The sequence below is a fragment of the Aminobacter sp. Piv2-1 genome (assembly GCF_037625995.1).
GTDB lineage: Bacteria > Pseudomonadota > Alphaproteobacteria > Rhizobiales > Rhizobiaceae > Aminobacter.
On the sequence record NZ_JARKMU010000007.1, the window covers coordinates 284,505 to 295,932 of the forward strand.

Annotated in this window: 10 protein-coding genes; 8 read left to right on the top strand and 2 right to left on the bottom strand. The window is 64.3% G+C overall.

What is annotated here, in order from left to right; translation table 11 throughout:
• Positions 1–118: 118 nt before the first annotated feature.
• Positions 119–1,054 carry a choline ABC transporter substrate-binding protein gene (gene choX / locus AmiPiv_RS15435; RefSeq protein WP_340038360.1) on the bottom strand — a complete coding sequence of 312 codons (936 nt, stop codon included), beginning with the start codon at positions 1,052–1,054 and terminating at the stop codon, positions 119–121.
• A gap of 211 nt (positions 1,055–1,265) precedes the next feature.
• Here choX and AmiPiv_RS15440 point away from each other — a divergent pair, with 211 nt between their 5' ends.
• Positions 1,266–1,877, top strand: coding sequence for a thymidine kinase (locus AmiPiv_RS15440; protein ID WP_340038361.1), 612 nt, complete (start codon positions 1,266–1,268; stop codon positions 1,875–1,877).
• Here AmiPiv_RS15440 and AmiPiv_RS15445 read toward each other — a convergent pair.
• Positions 1,864–3,099 carry a GGDEF domain-containing protein gene (locus tag AmiPiv_RS15445; protein ID WP_340038362.1) on the bottom strand — a complete coding sequence of 412 codons (1,236 nt, stop codon included), beginning with the start codon at positions 3,097–3,099 and terminating at the stop codon, positions 1,864–1,866. The two genes, AmiPiv_RS15440 and AmiPiv_RS15445, sit on opposite strands and share 14 nt — an antisense overlap.
• A gap of 201 nt (positions 3,100–3,300) precedes the next feature.
• Between AmiPiv_RS15445 and AmiPiv_RS15450 the strand changes: the two genes are divergently transcribed.
• The 7 genes from AmiPiv_RS15450 to AmiPiv_RS15480 form a co-directional block, all read left to right on the top strand.
• On the top strand, positions 3,301–4,389 hold the full coding sequence (locus tag AmiPiv_RS15450; protein WP_340038363.1) for a hypothetical protein: 1,089 nt from the start codon (positions 3,301–3,303) through the stop codon (positions 4,387–4,389).
• A gap of 223 nt (positions 4,390–4,612) precedes the next feature.
• A complete protein-coding gene (locus AmiPiv_RS15455) occupies positions 4,613–5,758 on the top strand; it encodes a hypothetical protein (RefSeq protein ID WP_340038364.1) in 1,146 nt (381 codons plus the stop codon).
• A gap of 174 nt (positions 5,759–5,932) precedes the next feature.
• Positions 5,933–7,843 (top strand): AAA family ATPase, encoded by a 1,911-nt coding sequence (locus tag AmiPiv_RS15460; RefSeq protein WP_340038365.1) that lies wholly within the window; start codon positions 5,933–5,935, stop codon positions 7,841–7,843.
• 80 nt (positions 7,844–7,923) lie between these two features.
• On the top strand, positions 7,924–8,349 hold the full coding sequence (locus AmiPiv_RS15465; RefSeq protein WP_340038379.1) for an endonuclease domain-containing protein: 426 nt from the start codon (positions 7,924–7,926) through the stop codon (positions 8,347–8,349).
• Between the two features lie 137 nt (positions 8,350–8,486).
• Positions 8,487–9,773 (top strand): DUF6638 family protein, encoded by a 1,287-nt coding sequence (locus AmiPiv_RS15470; protein ID WP_340038366.1) that lies wholly within the window; start codon positions 8,487–8,489, stop codon positions 9,771–9,773.
• Between the two features lie 14 nt (positions 9,774–9,787).
• Positions 9,788–10,969: a DUF2333 family protein gene (locus AmiPiv_RS15475; RefSeq protein ID WP_340038367.1), complete on the top strand. Its 1,182-nt coding sequence runs from the start codon at positions 9,788–9,790 to the stop codon at positions 10,967–10,969.
• Between the two features lie 209 nt (positions 10,970–11,178).
• Positions 11,179–11,428: formate--tetrahydrofolate ligase (locus AmiPiv_RS15480; protein WP_340038368.1), on the top strand; the 250-nt coding region annotated here is incomplete at its 3' end.

The window sequence follows — 11,428 nt, forward strand, 5'->3', positions numbered from 1 at the left end:
TTCCTTTCGGACGCCGGTCGATGCCGGCGCTCACCTGTCGATCAAAAGATACGAAAAAGGGCAGCCATATCTCGCATTGCTGCCCTCCTTCGCTTCACATGCTCGGCAAGATGCCGGTTCAGCTTCCCAGAGCCGTCTTTACCGCCGCCGCGGCGTCGCCGCCGTCGAAGGTGGTGACGCCGTCCAGCCACTTGGTCGCGGCGTCCGGATTGGCCTTCAGCCAGTCCTTGGCGACGTCATTGGCATTTCCGCCCTTGAGGATCGCATCCATCATGGTGTTTTCCATGGACAGGTCGAACTTCAGGTTGGAGATGAACTTGCCGACGTTCGGGCACTCCTGCAGGTAGCCCTTGCGCACGTTGGTGTGCACGGTGGCCGCGCCGAAGCCGCTGTCGCCCATGCCGTCGAGATAGGTGATCTTCATCTCGCCCATGACCGGATGCGGCGTCCAGCCGAGGAAGGCGATCCACTGGTTGTCCTTCATCGCCTGCTCGGCCTGGGTGAGCATGCCGGCCTCTGAGGACTCGACCAGTTCGAAGCCGCCAAGATTGTTTTCGGGCTTCGAGATCATGTCGAGGATGATGCGGTTGCCGTCGTTGCCGGCCTCGATGCCGTAGATCTTGCCGTCGAACTTGTCCTTGAACTTGCCGAGGTCGGTGAGCGTCTTGACGCCGCCTTCGGCGACATAGGTCGGCACGACGATGCCGTAGCCCGCGCCTTCGAGGTTCTGGCTGATGGTCTCGACCGAGCCTTCGGCGGTGTAGTCCTTGATGTCGGTGGTCATCGACGGCATCCAGTTGCCGAGGAAGACGTCGAGATCTTTGTTCTTGAGCGAGGCGTAGGTGACGGGCACGGACAGCTGGATCACCTGCGGCTCGTAGCCGAGCGCGGTGAGCAGCACCGAGGCGACGCCCGTCGTGGCCTGGATGTCGGTCCAGCCGACGTCCGACAGACGCACGACCTTGCAGCTTTCGGAATCGCCGGCGAAGGCGACACCCGAAGTCAGAACCGCCGACACGCCAATCGCGGCGGCGAGTGATTTGATGCGCAACATGTAGATTCTCCCAATCGGTATTATAGTTGGCGACGCGTATGGTTGTTGGTCTTGATCGCGAGCCAAACACCATTTTTCTTTGGATTCAAGTGACATGACCCAACGACAGACGCCGCCGGCTATGCCATCCGCGACATGAATCCGGTTTTTTGCGGTGGACGGAGAAAGTCTTCCCTCCCCGCGTCGGGAAGGTTCGGCATAGAAGGGCGCCATGGCCAAGCTCTACTTCCACTACGCGACCATGAATGCCGGCAAGACGACCATGCTCCTGCAGGCGTCCTACAACTACCGCGAGCGCGGCATGAACACGATGCTGTTCGTGGCCGGCCACTACCGCAAGGGCGACACGGGCTACATTTCGTCGCGCATCGGGCTCGAGGCGGGCGCCGGGATGTTCCGCGACGGCGACGACCTCTATGCCCGAATCGCCGAGCACCACGACCATGCGACGGTGCATTGCGTCTTCGTCGACGAGGCGCAGTTCCTGGAGGAGGAGCAGGTGTGGCAGCTGGCGCGGGTAGCCGACAGGCTCGGCATACCGGTGATGTGCTACGGCCTGCGCACCGACTTCCAGGGCAATCTGTTTTCCGGCTCGCGGGCGCTGCTCGCCATCGCCGACGACCTGCGCGAGGTGCGCACCATCTGCCGCTGCGGCCGCAAGGCCACCATGGTCGTGCGGCTCGGCCCCGACGGCAAGGTGGCCAAGCAGGGCGAACAGGTGGCGATCGGCAAGGACGTCTACGTGTCGCTGTGCCGGCGCCATTGGGAAGAGGAAATGGGCAGGGTCCAGGCCGACGACCTCGTCGGCTTCATTGGCAGATGAGGCGCTTTGCGGCATCCGCGGGCTCGGCCTGGCCGGCCGCCTGGTTGCTGTTGGACGCCACCTTCGCCCCCGGCCCCGGGCGGAAGACGGCGTGCCCGTTGCGGCCACGATTCTTGGCCTCGTAGAGCGCGGCGTCGGCGGCCTCGATGACGGTCGCGAGATCGGTGCCGTAGGGCGGAAGCCACTCGGCGACCCCGATGCTCACGGTCAGCGCAACCGCCTCGCCCTTCCAGCCGAAAGCCGCCGCGCGGAAGCGCTGTACCAGCGCGTCCGCGACAACGCCGGCCTCCCCGGCCGACGTCTCGGGCAGGAGCGCACAGAACTCGTCGCCGCCGAGGCGGGCGAGCATTGCCTGCGGCGGCATCAGGGCGGCCGCGGTCCTGGCGAAATGTTCGAGCGCCGCGTCGCCGGCCGAATGGCCGCGCCGGTCGTTGATCGACTTGAAGTCGTCGAGGTCGAGCATCAGGAGCGAGAACGGCCGGCCGGTGCGGTCGGCCCGCAACGCCTCCGCCGCGGCGGCTTCCATGAAGCGGCGGCGGTTGGGGAGGCCAGTCAGCTCGTCGGCGACGGCCAGCGCCGCCAGTTCGCTGCGCAGCCGGTCGATCGCCAAGAGCACGAAGCCGAAATTCCAGACCACGGCGCCGAAGATGATGGTCAGCAGGCAGAAGGCGGCGAAATCGTAGTAGGAAGCGTCCGAGAGCACACCTCCGATGCGCATCAGGTTCATGACCGCCTCGGCGCCCTGCCCGAGCATGCCGACGATCATGGCGAGCGCCGCGACCCAGGCACCGAGGCTGCGCTCTTCGCGAAACAGCAGATGCACAGCGGCCAGTGACACCAGCACGATCTGCCCGGTGGCATAGACGACGTTGCGCGCCTCGGAACTGTCGCTGACGGCGGCCAGGACCAAAACCGCGACCAGCGTGACGAGCGCGCTCGTCCACCAGCCGCCGGGCCTGCCGTAGAAGCTCCTGACGCCGATCCAGACCAGGCCGAAGCCGAAGATGACCAGCGCATTGCCGGAAACCGCGAGGGCGAGATTGAAGCCATCGCCCTGCATGGCAAGCAGCCCGCCGCCGATGGTGGTGAGGATGCATGCGCCCAGCCAATGCCTGGCGGCCGGAATGGTGGCATGGACATATGCGATCGCCCCCCAGATGACGGTGAGCGTCAGCGAATTCAGCAGGATGACGAGGTAGAGGGTTGGGAAGTCGAGCTTCATGATGCGCCTGAATTGGACCTGCCGCGGGGCGCACCTCCCAGAAGCGCTTCGGCAGCCGTGCAATAGCCGAAATGACGGAGCAGTTGGTTAAGATTGCGGCGCGCCGCAATGAAAACTGAATTCTGCGTGTCGTCTTTCAATCGATAGATGCGCCACATATATTCCCCGCCAGTGCCCTGTATTCGAGACCGGAGGAACTCAATGGCAACGCTGCAGAACTTCGATGCCGAGATCGCCAAGACCAAGCAGGTCGTGGAGGAGATGCGCAGCAAGATCGAGCAATCCGGCACGGTGTTGGACAAGATCGCCAAGACCGACGAGAAGATCGGCGCCTCCGATTTCGACATCGAGAACGCCCGCATCCAGGACGTGATGAAGCAGCAGAAGGTGATGGAATCGAACATCGCCGACCTGATCATCGGCCTCGAGGACGCCACCAACGTGTTCGGCGCCGAGTTCGAGAACATGAAGAGCTTCACCGGCTGGGAGAGCTTCGTCGGCATCTTCTCCGACGAGAGCAAGCAGCGCATGCGCACCGAGCGCGTCCGCAACATGTCTCTGGCCGGCAATCTGCAGGAGCTGCTCACCAAGTCGGACACCATCGTCGGCATCCTCAAGGCGCAGAAGGCGGTGCTCGACCAGCGCTACAAGACCTCGGAGACCAGCCTTTCGCAGGTGATCGAACGCCGCAAGACGACGATGGCCAACCTCGAGGCAACCCAGAAGCGCATCGAGGAGTTGAACCCTCTGCTGCTCGACATCGAGAACAAGATTGCCGCCTCGACCAGCCAGAAGGAGCGCACCGACCTCGAATCCGAGCGCTCGAAGCTCGCCACCGAATACAACGAAAAGCAGGCCAAGGAGCAGGAACTGCTGGCCGAGAGCCAGACGCTGGAACGCTACACCTCGATGTTCCAGACCTTCGTCGATTCGCTCAACAACCAGATCGCGGCGCAGAACACGCTGATCAACAAGCTGACCATCGATACCGAGCAGCGCATCGTGCTTTATAAGGCGCTGGAGGATTCGCTGAAGACGGCGGCCCAGCAGGACGTGGCCCACAAGATCAACACGCTGGGCTCGAAGGTCGACAACACGGCGGAAGAGACGATGGCCGGCATCGGTGCTGCCGCCCAGAAGCACATCGGCGACCTGCTGGAGTTGCACGAGAAGAACATGGTGGCGACCGCCGACATCCAGCGCCGCAAGAAGCTCGCCGACGACGCCTTCGCCCGCCGCTTCGAGGAGGTGCTGAAGAAGCACAACGCGTCGGACTACGTGCAGTCGTAAGCGGCAGCATAGACAAAGCTTCGCGATCTATGGCACCCCCCTCTGTCCTGCCGGACATCTCCCCCGCAAGGGGGGAGATCACCTGTGGCCTCCGCCTCGCCCACTCTCGAACGCCGAAGATTGGCCGAGGCCGTACTGAAGGCCAATCTCCCCCCTTGCGGGGGAGATGTCCGGCAGGACAGAGGGGGGTGGAACGGAACGCAAGCACAGCAGGCACGTCAGCATGACCCCCACCGACGACCCGGCTGTCCGCTATTTCGATGCCATCAAGGCGGCGCTGAGCGGCCTCGAGATCTTCATGCGCGACGACCGCTCGCCGCTCTACCGGCACGGCATCGTCGCCAAGGTCGCGGCCGAATACATCTCCCGGCTGGAGAAATCCTTCGCCTGCTGGCGCAACCGGCTGGGCTTCATGGAGACCTTCAAGATCAGCCGCGCCGAGAGCGGCTTCCCGGTGTTCCAGAACGTGCTGGAGCTCGAGAACGACCGCCGGACCGCGGCGCAGCGTCTCGCCAGCATCCCGCCGGCCGGCGAATTGCGTGAGGAGATGGCCGACTTCATCCTGCGCCACAAGGAATTCCCCGAGGCGCTGCAGCGCTCGATGGCCGAGCGGCTCTATCTCGAGGACGTCAAGGACGGCGTGACCTTCTCGCCCTTCATCCTGGCGCAGACCGCCAAGGTCTCGGTCAACCCCAACACCGGGCGTCCCTACTACCTCGTCCACTGGGGCAGCTTCGACGGCACCGCCAACCTGCCGCTGATCTACATGGCCACCGTCGAGGATTCGTCCGAGGCGATGATCGACCAGCTGGTCGACCGCAACGGCAAGTTTAACGAGAAGGTCGACATCCCCCTGCCCGTCGACGGCCTGCTCAACCCGGAGCTCGCGCGTCGCTTCGACGACTTCACCGAGAAGAACTCGGCCTACACGCTGTCGCCGCTGACGGTGGCGACCAACCTCGACAAGGATTTCGAGGAGCTGCACCCCAAGCAGCTGAGGCGGCTGGTGCTCGGGCCGTTCTATTCGGCCGGCATCACCGAGCACAACTCGACGGTCGCCGAGGTGCTGTCCAAGGTGCGCAAGGCCGAGAACGCCTGGCTGCTGACCTGGACCGTCCAGGAGGTCTATTCCAAGGCCGAGAAACCCGGCCGCAGGGGCCTGTTCTCCAGCGAGAAGGCGACGCAGGAGTTCTACATCAACACCGACGACCTCGAGGCGACGCGCCAGGGCGTGTCGAGCTACGAGAAGCACGCGCTGATCCCGCACGAGGCCTACCAAGCGCTCTATGCCGCCGGCGAGGCGCAGAAGATCTTCGAAGGCTACAAGGTGCACATCCTGTCGAAGGGGCAGGTGATCTCGGATGTGTAGCACGCGATCGGCATGGGTTGGCTCAGCCCCTCACCCTTACCCTCTCCCCGTGAAGAACGGGGAGAGGGAGGCGTCGACGTTGCGGCCAGCCTCCTTCTCCCCGTCCTTACGGGGAGAAGGTCCGGCAGGGGATGAGGGGCAGCGCCGGCGCTCCCCGGAACGAGCGAGGGTTCAATGGACACCGGCCTGACCACGATTTCCGAAGCCGACATCGAAAAGCACCGCTCAACCGCGCAGAGCTTCATCACCCGCATCGTCGTGCTGGAGGACAGCTCCGGCCAGTCGGGCACGGCCCTTGCCGGAACCAACAGGCGCTTCGTCTCGACGGTCTCGACCGGCTCGATCCGCAAGACGCGCGAGGTCGAGCTGCAGAAGACCGTCGCAGCCATCCGCCCCGACGACCAGCTGATGTCGATTTCGCAGCACACGCTGCTCTACCGCGCCCGCCGCGGCATCGCGGTGGCGCTCGCCGTCTCGGACGTGTTCTCGCGCTCGACCGATCTCGAAGGCCTGCAGGCGAAGAACGCGCGCAGCCCGCTTGAGGGCGACGAGGCGAGCCACTTCAAGAAGCTGTTGTCGGCATCGGCCTACGTCGCGGCGTTTTCGCTCGCCTCCTATCTCGCCCAGCTGATCGACAGCGACGGCGAGGCCCCCAACGATGTGACCGAGCCCGACTTCCTGTTCGACACGCCGCAGGACGCGGTGAAGTCGCTGATCGCCGGGCTCGACCGGGCGTTTTCGGGCACCAAGGACGACGCCGACCTGATGACCCGCGCCCGCGCCTTCGCGCGCACGGCCATCGAAGGCCTGCTGCAGCGCAAGGGCCGTTTTGACGGGCTCGGCGCCTTCGAGAACGCCCATATCCGCATCGACGCCGACGATTTCACCCTCGACGGCTTCGACGTGGCGCCGGGCAAGAAGTCGAAGCCGCTGGTGATGACCTTCAAGAAGCCCGAGGAGGTCGTCGGCAACCACATCGCCAAATTCCAGTCGGTCAGGCTCGCCAAGATGCTGATGGCCTACGACTTCGACAGGGAGATGAACCCGTTCGTCGAACTCGGCGGTTTCTTGTTCACCTTCATCGGGGATGGTGCCCCCGGCACCGGCAAGACCACGCTGATCCAGATGATCGCCGGCCTGGTCAACGGCTACTGCCAGGTCGCCGGCTATCCCTTCGCCTACGAGAATTTCGGCGTCGACCAGATCTCGTCGTACCAGGGCAAGTCGGGCCAGAACTGCCGCCAGTTCATCAACAACGTGCTGAACCCGCGCGCCATCGGCTTCGGCACCGTCGATGACATCGACCAGGTGGCGGCAAAGCGCTCCGACGACCGGGCGTCGGCCGGCCAGCAGGAAATCACCGGCGTGCTGATGGATGCCTTTGCCGGTGCCGGCACGGTTGTGCGCGGCAACTGCTCCTTCGGCATGTTCTCCAACTACCCGGAGAATGTCGACGACGCGCTGCGCCAGCGCGCCGGCGCCCGCTGGCTGGTCGACGGCCCGCAGAGCCGCGACGACTACATCGACATCTTCGTGCTGCTCGCCGGCAAGAACCACAAGATACCGCTTGGGCAACACGAGCTCTATGCCGCGCAGGAAATCCAGCGCGCCGTGACCGAGGCCTATGAGGAGCACCGAAAGCCGCAGAAAGACGGGCTGATGAGGGTCTACGAGCGCTTCATGAAGGACAATGGCGCGCCGAAGACCCTGGCCGACGTCGGCACCTACCTGCACATGATCAAGGAGGCCGAGCCGCGCTTCACCGGCCGCGCCATCAAGAACGTCACCGACGCGATCAAGATGCGCGCCATGGACATCGAGCTGCCCGACGACTGGTTCGAAAAGCCCGAAGCCTTCATGCACAAGGGCTACGACGAGAAGAAGGCGATGATCGAGGAGCTGCGCGGGCCGTTCTCGATGGAGATGGTCATGCAGGAGATCAACCGCTACGGCGACAGCGAGTTCCGCTACTCCGACAAGTCCGACGATGCCGCCGTATCCAAGCTGCTGCGCGACGCAAGGCTGCGTGAGCGTGCGGCGAAGGAGATGGAGGAACTGAAGGCGAAGGGGCTGTGGAATGCGTGAGGGCGGACGGCCCCTCATCCGCCTGCCGGCACCCTCTCCCCGTCGTTCACGGGGAGAGGGTTAGGGTGAGGGGCGATCTGATGCGCGGACCGCAACCCGCCAAGACCAACAGAGCGCGTTCGCTCCGCAAGGCTGACAACGATGCCGAACAGGCGCTGTGGGCGGAGCTTCGCGACCGGCGACTAGGCGGCCACAAGTTCAACAGGCAGTTTCCGATCGGACCGTACTACGCGGACTTTGCATGCCGGGAATCGCGCCTAGTCGTGGAAGTTGACGGCAGCCAGCACGCTGGAAGCAACCGTGACAGGATACGGGACGATCAAATGCTGGCTGAGGGCTGGTCGGTCCTACGCTTCTGGAACGCGGATGTACTGAAGGAACGCGAGCCTGTCGTCGAGACAATCCTTGCAGCACTCGAGGGCCGGCTGGACCCGAAAATCATTGCCACCGACCTTCGTTTTGTCGCTGCTGCCGGATATGCCGGACATGGAGAAAAACGACATTGACCGCCGCCGCCGCCCCTCATCCCCTGCCGGACCTTCTCCCCGTAATGACGGGGAGAAGGAGGCTGGCCGCAACGCTGACGCCCCCCTCTCCCCGTCCTTCACGGGGAGAGGGTAAGGGTGAGTGAGGGGCAATTCTGATGGACCTTCTGCGCGACAACGAACTGATCTGGGGCCGGCTGCTGCCGGTCGACGAACCGCATCTGATCGAGCGCTACAACAAGGCGCTGACGGCGTTCGGGCTCAAGCCGACGAAGCTCGAGAGCTTCGACATCGACCGCACCGGCTTTTCGCCGCAGGTGGCCGAGGAGCTCGGCGACTACCAGTATCTCGACCCCAACGAGGTCAACCGCCGCTTCATCATCCTGACCCCGTCGCAGATCGACCTGCCGGTGGTGCACACGGCGTTTTCCAACACCTCGCAGCTCATCTACGAGTTCATGTCGAAGAACCAGCGCGCCATCGACGCCCTGACGATCAAGGACGTGATCTACGGCGAGATCGAGGATTCGGTGTCGAAGGTCGAGGACATCGAGGACCTTTTGTCGATCAACCAGGTCGAGTTCCGCGTGCTGTCCGCCGAGGACGTGCTCGGCAAGGCGGCCGAGTTGGGCAAGCTCGTCGACCGGCTGAAGCAGGAGCCGGATGCCTGGCGCGACGACGCCATGCTTCAGCGCATGGTCGAACTTGCCAAGGTCTGCGGCGACATCCGCGAGAACGCGCTGGTTCCCGACCAGGTGATCTTCCGTCACAACGCCTTCTGGACCAGCCATTTCGGCGGGCTCTACGTGTTCGTCGACCGCGACGTCACGACCGTTATTTCCGATCCCTCGGCGCCCGGTTTCCGCCGCTCGCGGCCCTGGCAGGTGAGCTACCTGTCGATCCGCGACGCCGACAAGGTGTTCAAGTTCCTGGCCTCCACCGGCCGGCTCGACCTGCCGCGCGCCTCCTGGATCGAAAGCTCCGGCTATCTCGAGCACCGCGCCGAGATGGCGGTGCGTGCGCTGATCCGCGCCGCCGAGCCCAAGCGCGATCTGGGCAAGGTCGACAAGGTGTGGCTGCAGACCTGGATCCACAGCCATGCGGACGCCATCACCAGCGACGGCACCTTCCCCTTCCTCAACGCCGCCAAGCGCGAGGTCGCGCAATTCGGGCAACTGAGGCTGGAAGAGGTGTTTCCGCCGCACCGATTCCTGGTGGTGCGGGCAAAGCCCGACCACCCCGACGCGTGGCTGACCAACCGGCTGGTCTCGGAATTCGTGCCCGCGGACTTCGTGTCGCGTTACGTCTTCAACAAGCAGGGTTTCTACAAGGACTATGAAAGTCTCAACGAGGTCTGGCGCGCCAACGTTGTCGACACGCTGAAAAACTCATATCTCAAGGACAAGGCGGCGTTCCGCGCACAGCTCTACGGCCTGACCGACTGAGGGGACCTTTGACAATGCTCTATCCGATCGTGAATTTCTTCACCCGGATATTCCAGCTGATCGGACGCGGCATCGGCCTCGTCATCGGCATCCTGCTGTGGCCCTTCATGTGGGTCGGCCGCTGGTACGGCAACCGCAACCTGACGCTGCGGGCGGTGCTTGGCCTGATCGTCGTCGGCATCGTCGGCCTCTATGCCTATTTCTTCTACGTGACGCAGTTCTGGAAGAGCTTCGATCCGGATTATCCGACCCGCGTCGCGGCGGATTCGGCATCCGCCCAGGCCACTAACGCGGTGGCCGGGGACCCGATCGCCGGGACGGCCGAAGGCAGCGGCCAGCCGGCAGCCGCGGCAGCCGGAACGACGGCGCAGACGGCGCCCGCGCCGCAGAGCTGCAAGCGCTCCGAGATCGCCGCCGTGGCAGCCGATCTGATCGACTTCAACGTCAACCAGAATGCCTGGATCTCTTCCATGCTGGCCTCGAAGCTCGGCTTCTTCGGCATCTCCTGGCGCAACACGCCCTTCTTCGACAACAAGGCCGCCTTCCAGCTCGGCATCAACCAGGTACTGCGCCGCACGACCACGGAACTCGTCGACACGCTCGGCCGCGCCCGCGGCACCTCGCGCATCGACCAGAACCTGCAGGACGCCCGCACCGCGCTCGCCTGGGACGAGGACGCCTGGTACATCGGCATGCGCGGCCCGACACGCCCGACGCCGAGCGTCTACCGCGAGGCGATCGGCAAGCTGCGTGGCTTCAACACCAGCCTCGAACAGTGCCAGGCGACCTTCGACGCCCGCGCCGACAACCTGCTGCAGTTCCTCGACCGCATCGCCGGCGACATGGGTTCCACTTCGGACATCCTGCGCAGCCAGATCGAGGCCTCGGACGCCGGCTGGTTCGACCCGCGCGCCGACGACCGCTTCTGGTTCGCCTACGGCCAGCTCTATGCCTATTACGGCATCCTGAGCGCGACACACACGGACTTCTCGGCGGTGATCCGCGAGCGCAACCTGGCAACGCTGTGGGACACCATGCAGACGCAGATGCGCGACGCGCTCGACATGCAGCCCTGGATCATCTCCAACGGCAACGAATCGAGCTTCCTGTTCCCGTCGCATCTGGCGACGATGGGCTTCAACCTGTTGCGCGCCCGCTCGCAGATCGTCGAGATCCGCAGCGTGCTCGACCGCTGACGGCGATCAGCCGTCTCCCGACCAGCTACTTGTGCGGCGCCTTGACGGCGCCGCAATCGCAAGGGCCTGCTCCGACCGCACGACCCTGTCGCAATCCGTGCATTGGGCGGCTGTTTTGAGACGGCGGCAGAAACCGGTGTCGGGCTTCTATGGGGTCATAGGACGGGCACAGCCCGCTTGTTTGCGACATGATTTTCGGAGGAGCCGCGATGGCCGAGTACAAGACCGATATCCAGATTGCCCGCGAGGCCAAGAAGAAGCCGATCCAGGAGATCGGGGCAAAGATCGGCATTCCGACCGAGCATCTTCTGCCCTACGGCCACGACAAGGCCAAGGTCTCGGCCGAGTTCATCGCCAACGCGCGCAAGGGCAAGGACGGCAAGCTGATCCTGGTCACCGCCATCAACCCGACGCCGGCCGGCGAAGGCAAGACCACGACCACGGTCGGTCTCGGCGACG

What these genes read in the sequence shown, in the direction of transcription:
- AmiPiv_RS15440 (WP_340038361.1), top strand. Translation starts at nt 1,266, where the DNA reads ATGGCCAAGCTCTACTTCCACTACGCGACCATGAATGCCGGCAAGACG.
- AmiPiv_RS15475 (WP_340038367.1), top strand. Translation starts at nt 9,788, where the DNA reads ATGCTCTATCCGATCGTGAATTTCTTCACCCGGATATTCCAGCTGATC.
- choX (WP_340038360.1), bottom strand. Translation starts at nt 1,054, where the DNA reads ATGTTGCGCATCAAATCACTCGCCGCCGCGATTGGCGTGTCGGCGGTT.
- AmiPiv_RS15465 (WP_340038379.1), top strand. Translation starts at nt 7,924, where the DNA reads ATGCGCGGACCGCAACCCGCCAAGACCAACAGAGCGCGTTCGCTCCGC.
- AmiPiv_RS15450 (WP_340038363.1), top strand. Translation starts at nt 3,301, where the DNA reads ATGGCAACGCTGCAGAACTTCGATGCCGAGATCGCCAAGACCAAGCAG.
- AmiPiv_RS15470 (WP_340038366.1), top strand. Translation starts at nt 8,487, where the DNA reads ATGGACCTTCTGCGCGACAACGAACTGATCTGGGGCCGGCTGCTGCCG.
- AmiPiv_RS15445 (WP_340038362.1), bottom strand. Translation starts at nt 3,099, where the DNA reads ATGAAGCTCGACTTCCCAACCCTCTACCTCGTCATCCTGCTGAATTCG.
- AmiPiv_RS15455 (WP_340038364.1), top strand. Translation starts at nt 4,613, where the DNA reads ATGACCCCCACCGACGACCCGGCTGTCCGCTATTTCGATGCCATCAAG.
- AmiPiv_RS15460 (WP_340038365.1), top strand. Translation starts at nt 5,933, where the DNA reads ATGGACACCGGCCTGACCACGATTTCCGAAGCCGACATCGAAAAGCAC.